The sequence below is a fragment of the Agromyces sp. Root81 genome, from assembly GCF_001429165.1.
Lineage (GTDB): Bacteria > Actinomycetota > Actinomycetes > Actinomycetales > Microbacteriaceae > Agromyces.
The window spans coordinates 137,511-159,116 of record NZ_LMIR01000004.1 but is presented as its reverse complement, the minus strand read 5'-3'; the positions used below and the strand labels follow the sequence as shown (position 1 = coordinate 159,116).

The 21,606-nt window shown below is 70.5% G+C and carries 19 protein-coding genes; 10 read left to right on the top strand and 9 right to left on the bottom strand.

Going from position 1 to position 21,606, the window contains the following annotated elements; translation table 11 throughout:
* Window positions 1-22 precede the first annotated feature (22 nt).
* Together ASE14_RS17590 and ASE14_RS17585 are read right to left on the bottom strand one after the other, a co-directional pair.
* Window positions 23-568, bottom strand: a complete 546-nt coding sequence (locus ASE14_RS17590) for an O-acetyl-ADP-ribose deacetylase (RefSeq protein WP_056658223.1) — start codon at window positions 566-568, stop codon at window positions 23-25.
* An 8-nt stretch (window positions 569-576) separates the two neighbouring features.
* Window positions 577-855, bottom strand: a complete 279-nt coding sequence (locus ASE14_RS17585) for a metal-sensitive transcriptional regulator (protein WP_056658220.1) — start codon at window positions 853-855, stop codon at window positions 577-579.
* 80 nt (window positions 856-935) lie between these two features.
* Between ASE14_RS17585 and ASE14_RS17580 the strand changes: the two genes are divergently transcribed.
* Window positions 936-3,356 (top strand): cation-translocating P-type ATPase, encoded by a 2,421-nt coding sequence (locus tag ASE14_RS17580; protein ID WP_056658216.1) that lies wholly within the window; start codon window positions 936-938, stop codon window positions 3,354-3,356.
* Between the two features lie 63 nt (window positions 3,357-3,419).
* A complete protein-coding gene (locus tag ASE14_RS17575) occupies window positions 3,420-5,384 on the top strand; it encodes a DUF2207 domain-containing protein (RefSeq protein ID WP_056658213.1) in 1,965 nt (654 codons plus the stop codon).
* A gap of 19 nt (window positions 5,385-5,403) precedes the next feature.
* Here ASE14_RS17575 and ASE14_RS17570 read toward each other — a convergent pair whose 3' ends face one another.
* Window positions 5,404-5,610 carry a hypothetical protein gene (locus ASE14_RS17570; RefSeq protein ID WP_056658210.1) on the bottom strand — a complete coding sequence of 69 codons (207 nt, stop codon included), beginning with the start codon at window positions 5,608-5,610 and terminating at the stop codon, window positions 5,404-5,406.
* Between the two features lie 243 nt (window positions 5,611-5,853).
* Between ASE14_RS17570 and ASE14_RS17565 the strand changes: the two genes are divergently transcribed.
* The 6 genes from ASE14_RS17565 (at window position 5,854) to ASE14_RS17540 (ending at window position 12,798) form a co-directional block, all read left to right on the top strand.
* Window positions 5,854-7,977 (top strand): DEAD/DEAH box helicase, encoded by a 2,124-nt coding sequence (locus ASE14_RS17565; RefSeq protein WP_056658207.1) that lies wholly within the window; start codon window positions 5,854-5,856, stop codon window positions 7,975-7,977.
* A gap of 156 nt (window positions 7,978-8,133) precedes the next feature.
* Complete coding sequence (locus ASE14_RS17560; protein WP_056658204.1) at window positions 8,134-9,165, top strand: 6-phosphofructokinase; 1,032 nt, start codon at window positions 8,134-8,136, stop codon at window positions 9,163-9,165.
* Window positions 9,166-9,167: 2 nt separating this feature from the next.
* The gene (locus ASE14_RS17555) at window positions 9,168-9,650 is read left to right on the top strand and encodes an 8-oxo-dGTP diphosphatase (protein ID WP_056658201.1); all 483 of its coding nucleotides are present in this window, start codon (window positions 9,168-9,170) and stop codon (window positions 9,648-9,650) included.
* Between the two features lie 102 nt (window positions 9,651-9,752).
* Complete coding sequence (locus ASE14_RS17550; RefSeq protein ID WP_056658198.1) at window positions 9,753-10,931, top strand: inorganic phosphate transporter; 1,179 nt, start codon at window positions 9,753-9,755, stop codon at window positions 10,929-10,931.
* A complete protein-coding gene (locus ASE14_RS17545) occupies window positions 10,928-11,272 on the top strand; it encodes a peptidase (RefSeq protein ID WP_235511468.1) in 345 nt (114 codons plus the stop codon). Before ASE14_RS17550 ends, ASE14_RS17545 begins: the two co-directional genes overlap by 4 nt.
* Window positions 11,273-11,331: 59 nt before the next feature.
* Window positions 11,332-12,798, top strand: coding sequence for an NCS2 family permease (locus ASE14_RS17540; RefSeq protein ID WP_056658195.1), 1,467 nt, complete (start codon window positions 11,332-11,334; stop codon window positions 12,796-12,798).
* Window positions 12,799-12,885: 87 nt separating this feature from the next.
* On the opposite strand, the gene ASE14_RS17535 is transcribed toward ASE14_RS17540, so the two are convergent.
* Window positions 12,886-14,172 (bottom strand): uracil-xanthine permease family protein, encoded by a 1,287-nt coding sequence (locus tag ASE14_RS17535; protein ID WP_056658192.1) that lies wholly within the window; start codon window positions 14,170-14,172, stop codon window positions 12,886-12,888.
* Window positions 14,173-14,311: 139 nt separating this feature from the next.
* Here ASE14_RS17535 and ASE14_RS17530 point away from each other — a divergent pair, with 139 nt between their 5' ends.
* The gene (locus tag ASE14_RS17530) at window positions 14,312-14,629 is read left to right on the top strand and encodes a DUF4190 domain-containing protein (protein WP_235511467.1); all 318 of its coding nucleotides are present in this window, start codon (window positions 14,312-14,314) and stop codon (window positions 14,627-14,629) included.
* A 92-nt stretch (window positions 14,630-14,721) separates the two neighbouring features.
* On the opposite strand, the gene ASE14_RS17525 is transcribed toward ASE14_RS17530, so the two are convergent.
* The 5 genes from ASE14_RS17525 to ASE14_RS17505 are packed head-to-tail and all read right to left on the bottom strand — an operon-like array spanning window position 14,722 to window position 19,818.
* Complete coding sequence (locus ASE14_RS17525; protein WP_056658189.1) at window positions 14,722-15,483, bottom strand: FadR/GntR family transcriptional regulator; 762 nt, start codon at window positions 15,481-15,483, stop codon at window positions 14,722-14,724.
* Window positions 15,484-15,492: 9 nt separating this feature from the next.
* Window positions 15,493-16,284: a 3-oxoacyl-ACP reductase gene (locus tag ASE14_RS17520; protein ID WP_082601022.1), complete on the bottom strand. Its 792-nt coding sequence runs from the start codon at window positions 16,282-16,284 to the stop codon at window positions 15,493-15,495.
* 27 nt (window positions 16,285-16,311) lie between these two features.
* Window positions 16,312-17,667: an aldehyde dehydrogenase gene (locus ASE14_RS17515; protein ID WP_056658187.1), complete on the bottom strand. Its 1,356-nt coding sequence runs from the start codon at window positions 17,665-17,667 to the stop codon at window positions 16,312-16,314.
* On the bottom strand, window positions 17,664-18,446 hold the full coding sequence (locus ASE14_RS17510; protein ID WP_056658184.1) for a gamma-glutamyl-gamma-aminobutyrate hydrolase family protein: 783 nt from the start codon (window positions 18,444-18,446) through the stop codon (window positions 17,664-17,666). The genes ASE14_RS17515 and ASE14_RS17510 overlap by 4 nt, the downstream gene beginning before the upstream one ends.
* Window positions 18,447-18,450: 4 nt before the next feature.
* Window positions 18,451-19,818 carry a glutamine synthetase family protein gene (locus ASE14_RS17505; RefSeq protein ID WP_056658181.1) on the bottom strand — a complete coding sequence of 456 codons (1,368 nt, stop codon included), beginning with the start codon at window positions 19,816-19,818 and terminating at the stop codon, window positions 18,451-18,453.
* 224 nt (window positions 19,819-20,042) lie between these two features.
* Between ASE14_RS17505 and ASE14_RS17500 the strand changes: the two genes are divergently transcribed.
* On the top strand, window positions 20,043-21,605 hold the full coding sequence (locus ASE14_RS17500) for an amino acid permease (protein ID WP_056658179.1): 1,563 nt from the start codon (window positions 20,043-20,045) through the stop codon (window positions 21,603-21,605).
* Window position 21,606: the final 1 nt, after the last annotated feature.

Here is a 21,606-nt window from a genome sequence, read left to right as displayed (position 1 = left end):
CCGAATCTCCCCCGTTCGGGGGTCAATCGGTGGCGACGGCGAGGCCGAGGGCCGCCGCGGCGTCGGCGAAGACGCCGTGCATGGCGGGGGAGAAGAGCACGAATCGGAGGTCCGCGGCGGTCGTGGCGTCGGCCGCGGTCGAGAGCGCCACGCGCGCGGCATCCGCTGCGGGCCAGCCGTAGACGCCGGCCGAAACGGCGGGGAGGGCGACGGAGGCGGCTCCGAGCGACTCGGCGAGATCCAGCGAGTTGCGGTAGGCGGCGGCGAGCAGCATGCGCCTGGCATCGGCCTCCGGGCCGTCGCCCGGCCAGACCGGACCGACCGTGTGGACGACCCAGCGCGCCGGAAGGCGGCCGGCAGTCGTCGCCACGGCGTCGCCCGTGGGAAGTCCGTCGGGCAGGGTGGTCGCGCGGAGCCGCCGGCACTCGGCGAGGATCTCGGGCCCTCCGGCTGCGTGGATCGCCCCGTCGACGCCGCCGCCGCCGAGGAGCGAGGAGTTCGCCGCGTTCACGATGACATCGACCCGCTGCACGGTGATGTCGCCCGTGACCAGCTCGATGCGGGGCATCCGCTCGCCTACCCCCGGTTGTTGGAGAGCTCGAAGATGCGCACGAGTTCGGCCACCGCGGCCTCGCGCTGCTCCCCGCCCGCCTCGTACATCTCGGTCACGTGCGTGCGCAGGTGGTTCTCGACGAGGAGCTTGTTGAGGGAGCCGAGCGACTTCTGCACGGCGAGGGAGAGGGTGATGATGTCGACGCAGTAGTCGTCGTTCTCGATCATCTTCTCGATGCCGCGCAGCTGGCCCTCGATGATCTTCGTGCGGTGCAGTGCGCGCTTCTTGATGTCCTCGATCACCTGAACAGGATACCTCGTTTGCGCCAGATACCCCAGGGGGGTACTGTTGGGATTCGGAAATCGACCATCAATGAAGGAGAGTGACGGATTTGCTGCAGCAGGAGACCCGCACGATCGACCTCGGCATCGAGGGCATGACGTGTGCGAGCTGCGTCGGGAGGGTCGAGAAACGGCTCGGGCGGCTCGACGGGGTCGAGGCCGAGGTGAACCTCGCGACCGAGAAGGCCCGCGTGCGGTTCCCGTCGAGCACCTCGATCGATGAGCTGGTCGAAGCGGTGCGCCAGGCTGGCTACACGGCGCACCTCCCGGCATCCTCCGCCGCCGCTCCTCCACCCGCCTCGCCCCCGGCGCCTCTGCACAACAGCGGATATACGATCGGCCACGCCGAGGGTCCGAAGGCCGCGCACGGCGTGTCGGATCGTATATCCGCAGTTGCGTCGGGCGACACGGGGGAGCGCGGGGCGAGCGGCGCGGCGGGGGAGCGCGGGGCGAGCGGCGCGGCACGGGGGCGCGGCGCGGCCGCCGCGGCATCCGACCCGCTGATGACCCGTCTCGTGATCTCGGCCGTGCTCACGGTGCCGGTCGTCGTGCTCGCCATGGTGCCGGCGCTGCAGTTCACGTACTGGCAGTGGTTCTCGCTCGTGCTCGCCGCGCCGGTCGTGGTCTGGGGCGGCTGGCCGTTCCACCGCGCCGCGGCGGTGAACCTGCGCCACGGCTCGCTGACGATGGACACCCTCGTCTCGCTCGGCACGCTCACCGCCTTCGCCTGGTCGCTCTGGTCGCTCTTCTTCGGGCACGCCGGCATGCCGGGGATGACCCATGAGTGGACCTTCGGCGTGCGCGGCGCACCCGGCGGCGACATCTACCTCGAGGTCGCCGCGGGCGTCATCACGATCCTGCTGCTCGGGCGCGTGCTCGAGGCGCGGTCGAAGCGTCGCGCCGGCCAGTCGCTTCGCACGCTCCTCGAACTCGCGCCGCGCGAGGTCTCCGTGCTGCGGGGCGAGGCCGACGAGCGCGAGGAGCGGGTGCCGATCTCGGCGCTCCGCCCCGGCGACCGGTTCGTCGTGCGCCCAGGTGAGCGCGTCGCGGCCGACGGCATCGTCGTTCGCGGCGAGGCCGGCGTCGACGAGAGCATGCTGACCGGTGAGCCCGCTCCCGTCGACGTCGCTCCCGGCAGCGCCGTGACGGCGGCGACGATCGTGCACGGCGGCAGCCTCGTCGTGTCGGCGGAGCGCGTCGGCTCCGACACGAGGCTCGCGCAGATCGCGCGCCTCGTCGAGGACGCCCAGCTCGGCAAGTCGAACGCCCAGCGTCTCGCCGATCGCATCTCGGCGGTGTTCGTGCCCATCGTCATCGCGCTCGCCGCGGCGACCGCGATCGTCTGGGTCGCCACCGGCAGCCCCGTCGAGCAGGCCATCACGGCGGCGGTCGCCGTGCTCGTCATCGCCTGCCCGTGCGCACTCGGTCTCGCCACTCCGGTGGCGATCCTCGTCGGCACCGGTCGCGGCGCCGAGCGCGGCATCCTGATCACCGGCCCGGAGGCGCTCGACCGGGCGGGCGACGTCGACACGATCCTGCTCGACAAGACGGGAACCCTGACGACCGGTCGCATGAGCCTCACCGCCGTCTCCACCGCCGACGGGCCCGACGGCGCCGGCAGTGCGTCGGCTCTCGACCTCGCCGCAGCCCTCGAGCACGGTTCCGAGCACCCGATCGCCAGGGCGATCGTGGACGGGGCGGATGCCTCGGGCTCCGCCTGGCGCGACACGGAGGTGACCGACTTCCGTGCCCACGCCGGCCTCGGCGTGACGGGCGACGTCGACGGCGTCGCCGCAGCAGCGGGGCGACCGGCCTTCGTGGTCGGGCTCGGCTACCGCATGCCCGCCGCGCTCGAGGCGCGTGCCGCGGCCTCGGACGACACGCTCGTCGCCGTCGGCCGGGCCGGCGAGGTGCAGGCGCTCATCGAAGTCGGCGACCGGGTGCGCGACGGCGCACGTGAGGCGGTCGATCGCCTGCGTGAGCTCGGACTCCGTCCGGCGCTCGTGACCGGGGACGCCGAGCGCCCCGCGGCACGCGTCGCCGCCGCACTCGGCATCGACGAGGTGCACGCGGGCGTGAGCCCCGAGGGCAAGCTCGAGATCGTGCGCCGTGAACAGGCCGACGGCCGACGGGTCGCGATGGTCGGCGACGGCGTGAACGACGCGGCGGCGCTCGCCGCGGCCGACCTCGGCATCGCGATGGGCGGCGGAACGGATGCCGCGGCGTCGGCGAGCGACCTCGCCCTCACGCGCGACGAGCCCGGCGCGATCGCCGATGCCATCTCCCTCGCCCGGGCGACGCTCCGCACGATCCGCGGCAACCTGTTCTGGGCGTTCGCCTACAACGTGGCGGCGATCCCGCTCGCGGCGGCGGGCTTCCTGAACCCGATGATCGCGGGTGCGGCGATGGCGTTCTCGAGCGTGTTCGTCGTGCTCAACAGCTTGCGGCTCCGCCGGGCGTGAGGTCCGACGCGGGTTCCGATCGGCAGCCGCCGATCGGAGCCCGCGCGGCACTATCGTGAGTGCATGCGCCGCTCTCGTTCAGCAGCACTCGTCGGCATCACCGCAGCCGCCGTCGGCCTCGTCGCCGCGCTCGCGGGGGCGTTCCCGGCGGTCGCCGCCGGCGTCGCGACCGGCTCATCCGCCGCCACGGGCATCGGCTCGTCGCGGCAGCTCGCCGAGCCCGCGGCATCCGTGACCGGTCTCGGCGCGACCGGCGTCGACGACTTCACCTTCGACTCCTTCGACGCCGTCTACGAACTCTCGCGCGACGAGGGCGGGCACTCGGTCCTCGACACGACGGAGACCATCGTCGCCCGGTTCCCCGAGTTCGATCAGAACCGCGGAATCCGCCGCGCGATTCCGAGCTCGTACCGCGGCCACCCGACCGACATCGAGCAGATCACGGTGACCGACGGCACCGGCGCTCCACGCTCTTTCGAGGTCGAGTCGTCCGACGACGATGACGACGAGGACTTCGTCTACGTCACGATCCGCGCCGACGACTACGTGCACGGCGAGCAGACGTACGTGATCGGCTACCGGCAGCACAACGTCGCGCTGCAGCCCGACGACGCCGACATCGACGAGTTCTACTGGGACGTCAACGGCATCGGGTGGGCGCAGCCCTTCGGGCGGGTGAGCGCCGAACTGCACCTCAGCGACGACGTCGCCGCCGCCTTCACGGGCGCCGCCGCCTGCTACCGTGGCTCCGGCGGCTCGACCACGCCCTGCGACTCGCTCGAGCAGGGGCAGTCGCCGCTCGTCATCAGCGCTGAGGCGCTCGACCTCGGGCCGTACCAGAACCTCACCATCGCAGCGGGGTTCGCCGAGGGCACCTTCGTGCCGCGCGACGAGTCGTTCGGCGCATCGCCCGCGGCGATCGCCGGCGCCATCGCCGCCGGGTTCGCCGCGCTCGCCGCCGTCGCGGCCATCGTCCTGCGAAGCACGCGTTGGCGCAGCCATCCAGGACGCGGCACCATCATCGCCGAGTACGAACCGCCGGCCGGCGTCTCGACGATGGTCGCGGCCGACCTCGTCGGTGCGCCGGAGAAGGGCGTCACTGCGACGATCCTCGAGCAGGCGGTCGCCGGGCAGCTCCGCATCGTCGAATCCGGCAGTCGGAAGTACGCCGTCGAGTACCGCGGCGCGGCCGGCCCCGCAGACGCCGATGCGGAGGCCGTCGTCAGCGCGCTGTTCGGCCGGCGTCTCGTGGGCGAGCGGCGGGAGCTCGCGCAGGACACGGCGCTCGGCAGGCGACTGCTCGCGCTGCGCTCGGAGGTCGCGAAGCGCGTGACGTCGTCGGGACTGCGCTGGAGCCCCGGCGTGGGGCCCCGAGTGCTCCTCGTCGTGGGCGCCGCCATCGCCGCGACGGCCTCGCTGATCCTCGGCGTGGTGGCGCTCGAGAATCAGATGGGCGGGTTCTGGCCCGCCGTCTGCTTCCTGGTCGCGATCGTCGCGGCCGCGGTGACGATCGTCACCGTCGTCAGCGTGCGCCCGCTCACCGAGCAGGGGCGCGCGATCCGCGACCACCTCATGGGCCTGCGGCTCTACATCCGGCTCGCCGAGGCCGACCGTCTGCGCGTGCTGCAGAGCCCGAGCGGTGCGCTCCGGGTGCAGCAGCCCGCGGCATCCGATGCGGGGCGAGCGGCGACGGATGCCGCGGCGGCATCCGTCTCGACCATCGAACTCGACCCGGTCACGGTGCTGAAGCTCAATGAGCGGCTGCTGCCCTACGCCGTGCTCTTCGGCCTGGAGCGCGAGTGGAGCCGGGTGCTCTCCGCGCTGCACGAGCAGATCGGCAGCGAGCCGACGTGGTACGCCGGACGCGACGGCTTCAACGCCGGCGTCTTCGCGAGCGGCATCTCGACGTTCTCGGCGGCGTCGAGCGCCTCGTGGACCGGCTCGAGCGCGAGCTCGTCGTCGGGCGGTTCGGGCGGCGGCGGCTCCTCGGGCGGCGGAGGCGGCGGGGGAGGCGGCGGCGGGGTCTGACCCGTCACCGCGTCGGCCGCTACTCCTCGGCTGCCGCGACGCCTTCGTCGGCGAGGTCGACCCGGCGCTCGGCATCGACGCCGGGCACCTCGTCGTCGAGACTGTCGTCGATCGCCCGTTCGTCGTCGTCGGCGGCGTCTTCGAGTTCGTCGAACTCGGTGTCCTGCGACACCGTGAAATCGTCATCGGGCGAGACGCTGTCGCCCGCACCTGCGAGACCGTCCATAGGGCAAGGGTAGGCCTGTCGCGCCGATCTTGCACCGGGTTGACGCTAGACTGGCCCTGCGCACGGCGAATCCGTTCCACGTCCGACCGCGTGAGCTGGGTCTGTTTCGAACCTGAGCTCATGCGCTGCTCGGTTCGGGATCCGCCCGCCGCGAGCACCGAGCGATTCGGTGCAGCCGAGCGGTCTCGACCATCCGACGATGTCGAGGGGCGTGCCGGATTCGGCCCAGATACTGGAGGACCATTGGCCCAGACGAGGCAGCGACAGCGGACGCGTTCGCGCGACGATGACGCACCGATCATCCCCATCCTCGCCCGCAAGGTGCGCGAGGTGGAGCAGAAGGCGCAGAAGGGCAAGCTCGGCCCGACCAATCGCACGAAGTTCCAGGTGATCGCCCTCCTCATGCGCGAGGAGCGCGCCAGGGTCAAGGCCGACACCGAGGTGACGGATGCCGCGCGCTCCGAGCTGCTCAAACGACTCGACGGCATCGCGCAGATCCTCGCGAAGACCGCGGCCCGCGACACGAGCCTCATCGCACTGCTCGAGCCCGACGCCTCGATCTCCACGGTCGCGCAGCGGTTCCGCCGCGACTGGCTGCTCGAGTCGGGCGCGGAGCTCTCGCCCGACGAGCTCATCATCACCCGCGAGCCCGCGGCTGCGCCCGTGCTCAGCGAGAACCAGGTGATCCCGGCATCCGTTCGCTCGCGACAGCTCGCGAACCCGTTCCTCCCGCCCGACTTCTCCAAGCAGCCGGCTCCGGTGGTGCCGGTGCGCCGGCTCGCGAACTGGGAGCTGCTCGGGCCGCTCTTCAAGTCGTTCGAGGTGGGCTCGGGCGGCCAGGCCGCCACGATGGAGCTGCCGGAGGCGCCGAAGGTCGACCGGCTCGCGCCGCGCGGGCTCGAACTCATGAAGCACCAGGCGCGCTTCATCGAGAGCGCCCGCGATGGGCACCGCACGTTCCTGCTCGCCGACGAGCCGGGCCTCGGCAAGACGGCGCAGTCAGTGCTCGCGGCATCCGTCGCCGGCGCCTACCCGCTGCTCGCCGTCGTGCCGAACGTCGTGAAGATGAACTGGGCGCGCGAGGTCGAGCGGTGGACGCCGCACCGTCGCGCGACCGTCATCCACGGCGACGGCGACACCCTCGACGCCTTCGCCGACGTCGTCGTCGTCAACTACGACGTGCTCGACCGGCACATGGCGTGGCTGTCGACACTCGGCTTCAAGGGCATGGTCGTCGACGAGGCGCACTTCATCAAGAACCTGCAGTCGCAGCGCTCGAAGAACGTGCTCGCGCTGGCCGATCGCATCCGCAGCGCCGCGCCGGGCGGCGACCCGCTCCTGCTCGCGCTCACCGGCACGCCGCTCATCAACGACGTCGACGACTTCCGGGCGATCTGGAAGTTCCTCGGCTGGATCGAGGGCGACAAGCCCTCGCCCGAACTGCTCGGCAGGCTCGAGGAGACCGGTCTGACGCCGGCCGAACCCGGCTTCTACAGCGCCGCACGCCGCGCCGTGATCGACCTCGGCATCGTGCGCCGCCGCAAGGTCGACGTCGCCGCCGACCTGCCCGCCAAGCGCATCGCCGATCTCCCCGTGGAACTCGACGACGAGCTCGGTCGTTCGGTGCGGGCAGCGGAGCGCGAGCTCGGCAACCGTCTCGCCGGCCGCTTCCGCGCCCTCGTCGAGGCGCGGCACCTGCGCGTCGGCGATCTCGACGACGACCAGCGCGACCAGTTCATCCGTGCCGTCGCGAGCGCCGAGCTCGAGGAGTCGAAGTCGACGAAGTCGGGCGAGAACGTCTTCACCATGGTGCGGCGCATCGGCCAGGCGAAGGCCGGCCTCGCGGCCGACTACGCCGCCCAGCTCGCCCGCTCGGTGGGCAAGGTCGTCTTCTTCGCCAAGCACATCGACGTCATGGACCAGGCGGAGGCCGCCTTCGCGGCCCGCGAGCTGCGCACCGTGTCGCTGCGCGGCGACCAGACCGCGCTCGCGCGCCAGGCGGCGATCGACGCGTTCAACAACGACCCCGAGGTCGCCGTGGCCGTCTGCTCGCTCACCGCGGCGGGCGTCGGAGTGAACCTGCAGGCCGCGTCGAACGTCGTGCTCGCCGAGCTCAGCTGGACCGCTGCCGAGCAGACCCAGGCGATCGACCGCGTGCACCGCATCGGTCAGGACGAACCGGTCACTGCGTGGCGCATCATCGCGGCGCACACGATCGACGCCCGCATCGCCGAGCTCATCGACTCGAAGCAGGGGCTCGCCGCGCGAGCGCTCGACGGCAGCGACGTCGAGGCCGGCTCGGCCGATTCGGTGCAGATGGACGCACTCCAGCACCTGCTCAGGCAGGCGCTCGACGGCGCGCTGTAGGCGCGAGCGCGGTCGGGTGCTGCCCGTGCCGCGCCGCGCGGCAGGGCTCGCCGGAGTCGGAACGGGAAGTCGAGGTTCGCTAGACTTCCCGGAGTGGTGCCCCGATGAAGCGGCTCCGGCGACGTCACCCCCAGAGCAACAAGGAGTCCCACGCGCATGAAGATCGGCATCCTCACGTCGGGCGGAGACTGCCCCGGCCTCAACTCGGTCATCCGCGGAGCTGTGCTGAAGGGCGTCATCTCGCACGAGACCGAGTTCGTCGGATTCCGATGGGGCTGGAAGGGCGTCGTCGAGACCGACATCGTGCCGATCACCCGTCACGACGTGCGCGGCCTCGCCAAGGTGGGCGGCACGATCCTCGGTTCGAGCCGTACCAACCCCTTCGAGGGTGAGGGCGGGGGCCCCGAGAACATCCAGCGCATGCTCGACGAGCAGGGCATCGACGCGATCATCGCGATCGGCGGCGAGGGCACGTTGACCGCGGCCCGCCGCCTGCACGACGAGGGCGGCATCAACGTCATCGGCGTGCCGAAGACGATCGACAACGACCTCGCAGCCACCGACTACTCCTTCGGCTTCGACACCGCGGTCGAGATCGCCACAGAGGCGATCGACCGCCTGCGCACGACGGCCGACTCGCACGGCCGCTGCATGGTGCTCGAGGTCATGGGCCGCCACGTCGGCTGGATCGCGCTCCACTCCGGCATGGCCGGCGGCGCGCACGCGATCCTCATCCCCGAGCAGCCGCAGTCGATCGAGCAGATCTGCGAGTGGGTCGAGTCGGTGCGCGACCGCGGCCGGGCGCCGCTCGTCGTCGTCGCAGAGGGCTTCACCCTGCCGGGCATGAGCGAGGCGCACTCGCACAAGGGCCTCGACGCATTCAACCGGCCGCGTCTCGGCGGCATCTCGGAGCAGCTCGCCCCGATGATCGAGGAGCGCACCGGCATCGAGTCCCGTGCCACCGTGCTCGGCCACATCCAGCGCGGCGGCGCCCCTTCGGCGTACGACCGCGTGCTCGCGACCCGCCTCGGCATGGCCGCCGTCGACGCCGCTTACGACAAGGCATGGGGCTCGATGGTGACGCTGCGGGGCACCGACATCCACACCGTCTCGATCGCGGAAGCGGTCGGCACCCTCAACCGGGTGCCGCAGTCGCGCTACGACGAGGCGAGGATCCTCTTCGGCTGAGCGTGCCGCTGCCCCAGGTGTGCGTCTGCTACCTCCTGCGCGAGCAGGGAGGCCGCATCGAGGTGCTCCTGGGGCGCAAGAAGCACGGGCTCGGCATGGGCTACTTCGTCGCGCCGGGCGGCAAGCTCGAGCCGGGCGAGTCGGCGACGGATGCCGCGGTGCGCGAGGTCTTCGAGGAGTCGGGTCTCGTCGTGGCGGCGGCCGACCTCGAGCCGCGCGGCGTGCTCAGCTACGTCTTCCCGCATCGGGAGGCCTGGAGTCAGGAGTCGAACGTCTTCGTGAGCCGACGATGGGCGGGCGAGCCGGTGCCGTCGGACGAACTCGACCCCGAGTGGTTCGACGTGCGGGAGATCCCGCTCGACGAGATGTGGGACGACGCGAGCCGGTGGCTGCCCGAGGTGCTCGCCGGCGGCACGGTGCGGCGCACGTTCGTGTTCGGCGCCGACCTCGCTACGGTGGTGGAGGAGCGCAGCACCGTCACGTAGGATCGATTCGTGCATGGCGGACTTGCTTCTGCAAGGCACGTCCCTTGAACATCTGGTGAATTCCCACAGCTCGGGAGTCACCGATCCCAGAGAAAGACGCCGGTGGATCTCACCCTCATCGTCGTGCTGGTCATCGCACTGGCGCTCTTCTTCGACTTCACCAACGGGTTCCACGACACGGCCAACGCGATGGCGACGCCCATCGCCACGGGCGCGCTGAAGCCCAAGGTCGCGGTCGGCCTCGCCGCCATCCTGAACCTCATCGGCGCCTTCCTGTCGACCGAGGTGGCCAAGACCATCTCGGGCGGCATCATCAAGGAGGGTGACGACGGTGTGCTCATCACACCCGAGCTCATCTTCGCCGGCCTCATCGGCGCGATCGTGTGGAACATGATCACGTGGCTGCTGGGCCTGCCCTCGTCGTCGAGCCACGCGCTCTTCGGCGGCCTGATCGGCGCGGCGCTCGTCGGGTTCGGCGTCGGCGCGATCGACTTCGCGGTCGTGATGTCGAAGGTCATCCTGCCCGCGCTGCTCGCGCCCCTGACGGCGGGGCTCATCGCCTACACCGCGACGAAGCTCGCCTATGCGATCACCCGTCGCTACGACGGCAAGCCCGACGGCCGCGACCGGTTCCGCCATGCGCAGATCTTCTCGTCGTCGCTCGTCGCGCTCGCGCACGGCACCAACGACGCGCAGAAGACGATGGGCGTCATCACCCTCACCCTCGTCGCCGCCGGCCTCCAGCCTGCGGGCGCCGAGGTGCAGCTCTGGGTCATCGTCACGTGCGCCATCGCGATCGCGCTCGGCACCTACATGGGCGGATGGCGCATCATCAAGACCCTCGGCACGGGCCTGACCGATGTGAAGCCCGCACAGGGCTTCGCCTCCGAGACCGCGACCGCCGCGACCATCCTCGCGTCGAGCCACGTCGGCTTCGCCCTCTCGACCACGCAGGTCGCCTCGGGCTCGGTCATCGGCTCCGGCCTCGGCCGTCGAGGATCGAAGGTGCGCTGGCGCACCGCCGGCCGCATCGGCGTGGGCTGGCTGCTGACCCTGCCGGCCGCGGGCGGCGTGGGTGCCCTTGCCGCGGTCGTCGCCCACCTGGGGGTCGTCGGCATCATCATCGACACCATCGTCGGCGTCTCCGTCATCGCCGGCATCTTCCTCTGGTCTCGTCGCAACGAGGTCTCCCACCACAACGTGGTGAGCGAAGTCGCCCACTCGGGCCGTGCGGTGAAGATCAAGCGCAACCCGAAGCCGAAGAAGAAGGTGACCTCGTGATCGACTGGTTCGCGTTCCTCCTCGTCTTCGTCACCGCGATGATCGGCACCGTCGTCGTCGTCTCCGCCTACTCGTTCGGCGTCCGGCTCCTCACGATCTCGGGCCGCACGCCCATCGTGACGCCGGCCGAGTTCACCGACGCGATCACCGTGGTGACGCCCGCCGAGATCCGCCAGGCTGAGAAGCGGGCGGCCAAGGCGGCGAAGAAGAGCCCGTTGAGCGACGGCCAGAAACGCGCAGCGCTCGTCGGTGCGTGGGTCTGCTTCATCGTGAGCGGCCTCGCCGTGATCTACGGGCTCTACCTGATCGTGGGCGAGCACGTCATCAAACTGTTCACCTGATCGACACCAGTCCACCCGTCGCGCCGCACTCCGGCGCGTCCCTCATCGAAGGTTCCCGGATGACCACTGAAACGACCCCCGAAACGGCTCCGCAGAGCGAGAGGCCGGCCCACCCCGTCGACCGCTTCTTCGAGATCACCAAGCGCGGCTCCACCGTCGCGACCGAGGTGCGCGGCGGCATCGTCACCTTCGTGACGATGGCCTACATCGTGATCCTCAACCCGATCATCCTGTCGTCCGGCGTCGACGTCGACGGCGACCAGCTCGGGTTCGCCCAGGTCTCCGCCGTCACCGGACTGACCGCCGGCGTCATGACGATCCTGTTCGGTCTCGTCGCCCGGCTGCCGTTCGGCTTCGCCGCTGGGCTCGGTATCAACTCGTTCCTCGCGGTCTCGGTCGTCGGACAGGTCACGTGGCCCGAGGCGATGGGTCTCGTGGTCATCAACGGCCTCGTCATCGTGCTGCTCGCGGCGACGGGCCTGCGACGCATGATCTTCGACGCCGTGCCGATCCAGCTGAAGCTCGCGATCACGGTCGGCATCGGCCTCTTCATCGCGTTCATCGGCTTCGTGAACGCCGGCTTCGTCACCTCGACGGGTGCATCGTCGCCGCCCGTCGGCCTCGGCATCGGCGGTTCCGTCGCGACCGTGCCGACCCTCGTCTTCATCTTCACCCTGCTGCTCACGGGCATCCTCGTGGCGCGCAAGGTCAAGGGCGGCATCCTCATCGGCCTCGTCTCGGGCACCGTGCTCGCGGTCGTCGTCGAGGCGATCTGGAACATCGGTCCGATGTTCGCGGGCGAGGAGTTCAACGCGGGCGGCTGGAGCCTCTCGGTTCCGGAACTCGCCGGTTCGCCCGTGAGCGTGCCCGACCTCTCGCTCGTCGGCCAGGTCTCGTTCGGCAGCTTCGAGCGCATCGGCGTGCTCGCCGCCGTCATGCTCGTCTTCACCCTGGTCTTCACGAACTTCTTCGACGCCATGGGCACGATGACCGGTCTCTCGAAGGAGGCGAAGCTCGCCGATGAGAAGGGCGACTTCCCGCGCCTGAAGTCCGCACTGATCGTCGAGGGCGTCGGCGCCGTGGCCGGTGGGTACACCTCGTCGTCATCGAACACCGTCTTCATCGAGTCGGGCGCCGGCATCGGCGAAGGCGCGCGCACGGGCCTCGCGAACGTCGTGACGGGTCTGCTGTTCCTCGCTGCGATGTTCTTCACGCCGCTGGTCTCGATCGTGCCGACCGAGGTCGCGTCGGCGGCGCTCGTCATCGTGGGTGCCCTCATGATGGCGCAGATCAAGCACATCGACTTCTCGGAGTTCTCGGTGCTCCTGCCGGTGTTCCTCGCGATCACCGTGATGCCGCTCACCTACTCGATCGCGAACGGCATCGGTGCTGGCTTCATCGCCTGGGTCGTCGTGCGCTCGCTGTCGGGCAGGGCCCGCGAGATCAGCCCGCTGCTCTGGATCGTCGCAGCCGGCTTCCTCGTCTACTTCGCCCGCGGGCCGGTCGAGGCGCTGCTCGGCGCCTGAACTGCCGGCAGAGACGACGGATGCCCCGGGGCCGATCGGCCCAGGGGCATCCGTCGTTCGCGCACCGGCTCGTGCGAGCCGTGCGCCTCAGTTCGTGCCGCGCGCCTTGGCGATGCCGTTCATGAGGTGGTAGACCACGATGGCGGCGATCGTGCCGAGCGCGATGCCGTTGAACGAGACCCCGCCGATCGCGAACGTGAAGTCCGCGATGCCGATGATGAGGGCCGTGGCGGCCGTGAACTGGTTGACCGGCTTGGCGAAGTCGACCTTGTTGTCGAGCCAGATCTTCACGCCGATGATGCCGATGAGGCCGTACAGGGCGGTGGTGACGCCGCCGAGCACGCCGGCCGGGATGGTGTTGATGACCTCGCCGAACTTGGGGGAGAGGCCGAGCAGCACCGCCACGATGCCAGCGATCCAGTACGCGGCCGTCGAGTAGATGCGCGTCGCGGCCATGACGCCGATGTTCTCGCCGTAGGTCGTGGTGCCCGAGCCGCCGAAGAAGCCGGCGATCGTCGTGGCGAGGCCGTCGGCGAAGAGCGCGCGCCCGGTCGACCTGTTGACCGAAGCATCGGTCATCTGCGCGACGCCCTTGATGTGGCCCACGTTCTCGGCGATGAGCACGAGCACGACCGGCAGGAAGGCGGGCAGGAACCCCCACACTGCGGCGTCGGCGAAGGGGTTCGCCGGCAGGTGGAAGGTCGGCAGGCCGATCCACGCGGCGCCCTCGATGCGCGCGAAGTCGATCTCGCCCTGGATCGCCGCGGCGACATAGCCGATCACGACGCCGACGAGGATCGACATGCGACCGAGGATGCCGCGGAACGCGACGCTCGCGATGAGCACCGCGGCGAGCGTGATGAGCGCGGTGAGCGGGGCGAGCATGAAGTTGTTCTTCGCGGCGGGCGCCAGGTTGAAGCCGATCAGCGCGACGATCGCACCGGCGACGACGGGTGGCATGAGCGCGTCGATCCATCGGGTGCCCACCCACTGCACGAGGAGGCCGACGAGGGCGAGCAGCACGCCCACGACCACGATGCCGAAGAGCGCGGCGCCCATCGGGTCGGCGATGCCCTTCGCGCCCATCGCGGCGCTGATCGGGGCGATGAACGCGAAGGAGGAGCCGAGGTAGCTCGGCACGCGGTTCTTCGTGATCACGAGGAAGAGGATCGTGCCGAGACCCGAGAAGAACAGGGTCGTCGCGGGCGGAAAGCCCGTGAGGATCGGCACGAGGAAGGTCGCGCCGAACATCGCGACGACGTGCTGGGCACCGAGGCCGATCGTGCGCGGCCAGCTGAGGCGTTCGCCGGGGGCGACGACCTCGCCCGGGTTGACGTTCTTGCCGTCGCCATGGAGGGTCCAGGGCAGAGTCATGCTGCTCCGTTTCGGGGGAGTCGAAGGGTGGGGATCCATCAGATCGTACCGGGGGGATAGCCCCATACCGCGGTCCCCGCGGCATCCGTAGCTTGGTTGTATGCCCACGACGGGCACCCACGAACAGGAGAGAGATCACATGACCACCGTCACCGACACCGCAACCCAGGCGCCGTTCGCGGAGCCGAACCCCTACGCCGCGCCGGCCGCGGAGACGCGCGGGTTCAGCATCTCGAGCCTCGTGCTCGGCCTCGTCTCCATCGTCGCAAGCTCCACCTTCGTCGTGCCGGCGATCGGGCTCGTCCTCGGCATCCTGGCGTTGAGTCGCGAACCCGCGTCGCGCACCATGGCCATCTGGGGCATCGTGCTCAACGCCGTGATGCTCGCGGGCACCGTGCTCGTCGCGCTCGGCTCGGTCGCCTTCGGGCTCGCGATGCTGCCCTTCGCGTTCCTCTGAGTTCGCAGGTGAACGGGTCGCCTCCTTCGGGAGGCGGCCCGTTTCCGCGTTCGGCGGCGGCGAAGCGAGCGAGCGGATGCCGCGGCATCCGCTCAGGCGTAGAAGCCGCGCAGGAGCGCCTCCGTGCCCTCGAGGTGCTCCGCCATGGCGCTCGCGGCGTCGTCGGGACTGCCGCGGAGGATGGCGCCGACGATCGCACGGTGCTGCTCGTTCGAGTGCGCGATGTTCGGCGCGAGCAGCGGGATGCCGTCGAGGAGCTCGTTGACCCGCATGCGCACGTCGGCGACGAGCGGGATCACGCTCGGCGCGCCGAGCACCTCGGCGATCAGCAGGTGCAGGCGGGAATCCGCCATGCGGTACTGCTCGCCCGCAGCGGCGCTGCACTCCTCGTAGGCCTGCCAGAGACGCTCGCGGTCGTTGGCCGACAGCTCGCTCTCCGCGGCGCGCCTCGCTGCACCGACCTCGATCACCGACCGCAGTGCGAGCGTGTCCTCCAGGCGTCCGGAGGTCACGAACGGGTCGTCGGCCGTGCCCGGCGTCGCCGGGAGCGCGACGGGCAGCTCGTCGGAGACGAACGTGCCGCCGTAGCGCCCGCGGCGGGCCACGACCCATCCGGCGTCGGCGAGCGAGGCGATCGCCTCGCGCAGCGTGTCGCGGCTGACCTCGAGCATGCTCGCGAGCTCGCGCTCGGCGGGCAACCGCTCGCCCGGCCCGATGAGCCCCAGCCGGATGGACTGCAGCAGTCGCTGCACCGTCTCCTCGAAGGCGTTGGCCGGGCGCGCCGGGGTGAGCAGCAGCCCGGCGCTCAGCACCTCGGCCGGTTCCGCCTGCTCGTCGTCCACCGCATCGCCCATGCTTCGAGCCTAGAGCGGAGTGACGTACGCCGAGCTGATGCCGCCGTCGACGAGGAACGTCGAGCCGGTGATGAACGAGGCGTCGTCGCTCGCGAGGAACGCGACCGCGGCGGCGAGCTCCTCGGGCTCGGCGAAGCGGCCGACGGGGATGTGCACGAGACGGCGCTGCGCACGCTCCTGGTCCTTCGCGAACAGCTCCCGCAGCAGCGGAGTGTTCACCGGGCCCGGGCAGAGGGCGTTCACGCGGATGCCCTGGCGGGCGAACTGCACGCCGAGCTCGCGGCTCATCGCGAGCACGCCGCCCTTCGATGCGGTGTACGAGATCTGCGAGGTCGCCGAGCCGAGCACCGCCACGAACGAGGCCGTGTTGATGATCGAGCCGCGGCCCTGGGCGACCATGTGCCGCAGCGCCGCGCGCGAGCACAGGTACACCGACTTCAGGTTGACGTCCTGCACCTTCTGCCAGGCGGGCAGCTCGGTCGTCTCAATCGAGTCGTCGTCGGGCGGCGAGATGCCGGCGTTGTTGAAGGCGATGTCGACCGAGCCGTAGACGCGGGCGGCCTCGTCGAACAGGTGGTCGACCTGGACCTCGTCGGTGACGTCGACCTGCACGAAGAGGCCGCCGACGAGCTCGGCGGCGGCCGGTCCGGTCGTGGCGTCCATGTCGCCGATGACGACGTGCGCGCCCTCGGCGGCGAGGCGCTTGGCGGTCGCGAGGCCGATGCCCGAGGCGCCGCCGGTGATGACGGCCACACGGCCGGCGAGGCGCTGGGTGAGGTCGATGCGTGGAAGGTCGGTCATGGTGCTCCTGTCGTAGGGTTCGGGTCGTCAGTCGACGGCGAGGAAGACGTTCTTGGTCTCGGTGAAGGCCAGCGGTGCGTCGGGTCCCAGCTCGCGGCCGAGGCCCGACTGCTTGAACCCGCCGAACGGCGTCGAGTAGCGCACCGAGGAGTGCGAGTTGACCGAGAGGTTTCCCGACTCGATCGCACGGGCGACCCGGATGCCGCGGCTCAGGTCTCGGGTCCAGATCGAGCCCGAGAGACCGTACTCGCTCGCGTTCGCGAAGCGCACGGCGTCGTCCTCGTCGTCGAACGGGAAGACCGAGACGACGGGGCCGAAGATCTCCTCGCGCGCGGTGCGCGAGTCGCGGGACGGCGTGAGCACGGTCGGCGGGAACCAGAAGCCAGGGCCGGTCGGGGCGGAGGCCCGGAACGCGAGCTCCGAGTCATCCGGTACGAAGGAGCGCACGCGGTCGAGGTGGGCCGCCGCGACGAGCGGGCCCATCTCGGTGCCCTCGTCGGCCGGGTCGCCGACCCGCACCCCGGCGACTGCCGGCTCGAGCAGCTCCATGAAGCGCTCGTAGACGCTGCGCTCGACGAGGATGCGGCTGCGGGCGCAGCAGTCCTGCCCGGCGTTCTCGAAGACCCCGTAGGGCGCGGTCGCGGCGGCGCGCTCGAGGTCGGAGTCGGCGAAGACGATGTTGGCGCTCTTGCCGCCGAGTTCGAGCGTCACGCGCTTCACCTGGTCGGCGCAGCCGGCCATGATCTGCTTGCCGACCTCGGTGGATCCGGTGAAGACGATCTTGCGAACGGTCTCGTTCGTCACGAAGCGCTGGCCGACGACCGAGCCCTGGCCGGGGATCACCTGGAAGAGCCCGTCGGGCAGGCCGGCCTCGAGGCCGAGCTCGGCGAGGCGCATGCTCGTGAGCGGCGTCCATTCGGCGGGCTTCAGCACGACGGCGTTGCCGGCCGCGAGGGCAGGTGCGAAGCCCCACGACGCGATCGTCATCGGGAAGTTCCACGGCGTGATCACGCCGACGACGCCGAGCGGCTCCTGGAAGGTGACGTCGAGACCGCCGGCCACCGGGATCTGCCGGCCGAAGAGGCGTTCGGGCGACGCGGAGTAGTACTCGAGCACGTCGCGCACATGCCCGGCCTCCCACCTCGCCTGACTGATCGGATGCCCCGAGTTGCGCATCTCGATGACCGCGAGTTCCTCCACGGCGCCGTCGACGGCATCGGCGAACCTGCGGAGCAGCCGGGCACGGTCGGCCGGGGCGACCCGCGCCCACTCGCGCTGGGCGGAGGCCGCGCGCGCGATCGCCGCGTCGGTGTCCTCGATCGAGGCGGCGGAGACCGTGGTCACGACGCTCTCGTCGGCGGGGTTGACGATCGTGTGGGTCACGACGGGGTCCTTTCGGAAGGGGCGTTCGCCGTGCGGGCGGCGCGGTGCTCGCGGGCCGCCTCGACGAGGCCGGCGAAGAGCCGGCGGTCGGCCGCGTTCTCCTCGGGATGCCACTGCACCCCGATACCGAACGGCACGGTCTCGAGTTCGACGGCCTCGATCACGCCGTCGTCGGTGCGTGCGGTCACCCGCAGGCCGTCGGCGACCGCGTCGAGCGCCTGGTGGTGGTAGACGTGGATCGGCAGGGGGGTCGCGGCGTCGCCGAGCACCGCCGCGAGGCGCGAGTCGGGTTCGACGGTCGCCGAGGTCTCGCCGAACTGCGCGGGGCCCGGCTGGTACGCGTCGCTGCCGACGACGTCGGGCAGGTGCTGCACGAGCGTGCCGCCGAGCGCGACGTTGAGCATCTGGGCGCCGCGGCAGATGCCGAGGAAGGGCAGCTCGAGGTCGATCGCCGCCGTCAGCAGGTGGTCCTCCCAGTCGTCGCGATCGGTGCGCGGCGCTCCGGTGCGTTCGTGCGGCGCCTGACCGTAGCGCGCGGGGTCGACGTCGGCGCCGCCCGAGACGATGAGACCGTCGAGCGTGCCGAGCACGGCGCGCGCGACGGCGGCGTCGGCGGGTTGCGGCGGGAGCAGCACCGCGATGCCGCCGGCGTCGGTCACCGCGTCGATGTAGACCTTCGGCAGGAACGAGGCGCGCACGTCCCACACCCCGGTCTGCGCCTGCTCGAGGTAGGTGGTGATGCCGATCACCGGGCTCTGGGGCATCGGTGCAGCGGTCATCCGCTCAGAGTCGTTCGAAGCCACGCACCCGCTCCCAGTCCGTGACGGCCGCGTCGTAGGCGGCGAGCTCGATGCGCGCGTTGTTCAGGTAGTGCTCGACGACCTCGTCGCCGAATGCCTCGCGGGCGATCGCCGAACCGGCGAACAGCTCGGCCGACTCGCGGAGGGTCGCGGGCACGCGCGCCACGTCGCTCTCGTAGGCGTTGCCCTCGAACATGTCGTCGAGCTCGAGTTCGCCGTCGATGCCCGCGAGCCCTGCCGCGATGAGGGCGGCCACGGCGAGGTACTGGTTCACGTCGCCGCCGGGCACGCGGTTCTCGACGCGCATGCCGAGCCCGCGCCCGACGACGCGCAGCGCGCACGTGCGGTTGTCGAGACCCCAGGCGATCGCGGTCGGGGCGAAGCTGCCGGCGACGTAGCGCTTGTAGGAGTTGATGTTCGGGGCGGAGAAGAGCGTGAGTTCGCGCATCGCGGCCACCTGGCCGGCGAGGAACCGGCGGAAGAGGGTGGACATGCCGTGCGGGGCATCCGGGTCGCTGAAGACGGCTTCGCCGTCCGCGCCGCGCAGGGAGATGTGGATGTGGCAGCTGTTGCCCTCGCGCTCGTTGAACTTCGCCATGAAGGTGAGCGACTTGCCGTGCCGGTCGGCGATCTCCTTGGCACCGTTCTTGTACACGGAGTGGTTGTCGCACGTGCCGAGCGCATCCGTGTAGCGGAACGCGATCTCCTGCTGGCCGAGGTTGCACTCGCCCTTCACGCCCTCGCAGTACATGCCGGCGGCGTCCATCGAGTTCCGGATGTCGCGGAGCAGGGGCTCCATGCGGGTCGAGGCGAGCAGCGCGTAGTCGATGTTGTAGTCGCTGGCCGGCGTGAGGTCGCGGTAGCCCTTCTGCCAGGCGGTGCGGAACGAGTCGTCGAAGACGATGAACTCGAGCTCGGTGCCGACGAAGGCGGTGAGCCCGCGTTCGGCGAGACGTTCGAGCTGTCGCTGCAGGATGCGCCGGGGCGAGGCCTCGACCGGGGCGCCGTCGAGCCACTGCAGGTCGGCCGTGACGAGCGCCGTCGCCTCGAGCCAGGGCGCCATGCGCAGGGTCGAGAAGTCGGGGATCATCGCCATGTCGCCGTAGCCGTGCTCCCAGCTCGACATCGCGTACCCGTCGACGGTGTTCATCTCGACATCGACGGCGAGCAGGTAGTTGCAGCACTCCGCGCCGTGCGCGGCGACGTCGTCGAGGAAGAGCCGCGCGGAGACGCGCTTGCCGACGAGGCGGCCCTGCATGTCGGTGAACGCGACGATGACGGTGTCGACGTGACCGTCGGCGACCGCGCCCCGCAGGGCGTCGAGGGTGAGGTATCCGGTGGGTGCCGTCATCCGTTGACGCCTCCTCGAGTCGGTGAATGGTTGGTGTTGCCGACCATTACATCACACGGTGGGCGGAACGGGTTCAGTGGTTTCGGCCGACTTCGGGGTGGGTTCGAACAAAGTTGTTCGAGAAAGGTCTGTACGAGCAACCATTGGGCGCTCTATAGTTCAGGCCAACGCATCCCACCCCCCGCGCTGCTGCGGCCGCGCTTCGAGAGAGCAAGGGAACCGCCATGACCAAGGACACGCTCAAAGTGTCGGGAGTGAAGTACACGACGGCCGAGGCCGGGTACTTCGAGAAACGCAAGCTCACCCGCACCGCAGGGGTCTGGGGCCTCTGGGGCCTCGCCGTCGCGGCCGTCATCTCCGGCGACTTCTCGGGCTGGAACTTCGGCATCGACTTCGCGGGCTTCGGCGGCATGCTCATCGCCTTCGCCGTGCTCGTCGTCATGTACTACGGCCTCATCTTCTCGATCGGCGAGATGTCGTCGGCGATGCCGCACACGGGCGGCGCCTACTCGTTCTCCCGGGCGGCCATGGGGCCGTGGGGCGGATTCGTCACCGGCCTCGCCGAGACGATCGAGTACGTCGCGACGACCGCCGTGATCGTGTTCTTCTCCGGCTCGTACGCCGACGCGATCACGAGCGAGCTGCTCGGCTTCTCGATGCCGCAGTGGATCTGGTGGGTGATCCTCTACCTGGTCTTCATCGGCATCAACGCGGCCGGCGCGAGCATCTCCTTCAAGTTCGCGATCGTGGTCTCGATCATCTCGATCGCGATCCTGCTCGTCTTCAGCGCGATGGCGATCTTCTCGGGCCAGTTCTCGTGGGACAAGCTCTTCGACATCGTGCCCGACGCCGGACAGACCGCGTTCCTGCCGCACGGCGTGCTGCCGATCCTCTTCGCCCTGCCGTTCGCGATGTGGTTCTTCCTCGGCATCGAGGAACTGCCGCTCGCTGCGGAGGAGTCGCACGACCCCGTGCGCGACATCCCGCGTGCCGGGCTCATCGCTCGGGCGACCCTCATCGTCACCGGCCTGCTCGTGCTGTTCCTCAACACCGGCGTCGTCGGCGCGGAGGCCACGGGCACGGCGGGGGAGCCGCTGCTCGACGGCTTCCGCGCGATCGTCGGCGACGAGCTGGCTGCACTCCTCGCGCTCTTCGCCCTCATCGGCCTGCTCGCCTCGCTGCAGGGCATCATGTTCGCCTACGGCCGCAACATGTATTCGCTCTCGCGCGCCGGCTACTACCCGAAGTTCCTCTCGCTCACGGGCAAGCGGCAGACGCCGTGGGTCGCCCTCGTCGCCGGCGCGGTCATCGGCTTCGTCGCCCTCATCGCGCTCGACCTGCTCGCCCAGGTCGACGCCGCAGGGGCCGGAGCGGTCGCCGGTGCGATCGTGCTGAACATCGCCGTGTGGGGCGCGGTGCTCGCGTACCTGCTGCAGATGGTCGCGTTCGTGATCCTCCGCCGCAAGTACCCGAACGCCAATCGCCCGTACCGCAGCCCGTGGGGCGTCCCCGGGGCCGTGGTCGCGGCCGTGATCGCCGCGCTCATCTTCCTCGGCTTCCTCCTGAACCCGACCTTCGTGCCGGCGATCATCGCGATCGGCGTCGTGTACGCCGTGATGCTCGCGATCTTCGCACTGTGGGGCCGGCACCGACTCATCCTGTCGCCCGAAGAGGAGTACGCCGTGTCGGGCGGCCTCCACGGGGATCCGCAGGCCGAGGGCTACGGCGGAGCGGTCGAGAGCGAGTTGCTCGCGACCGACGGCGTCGACGAACCCGACCGGGTCTGAG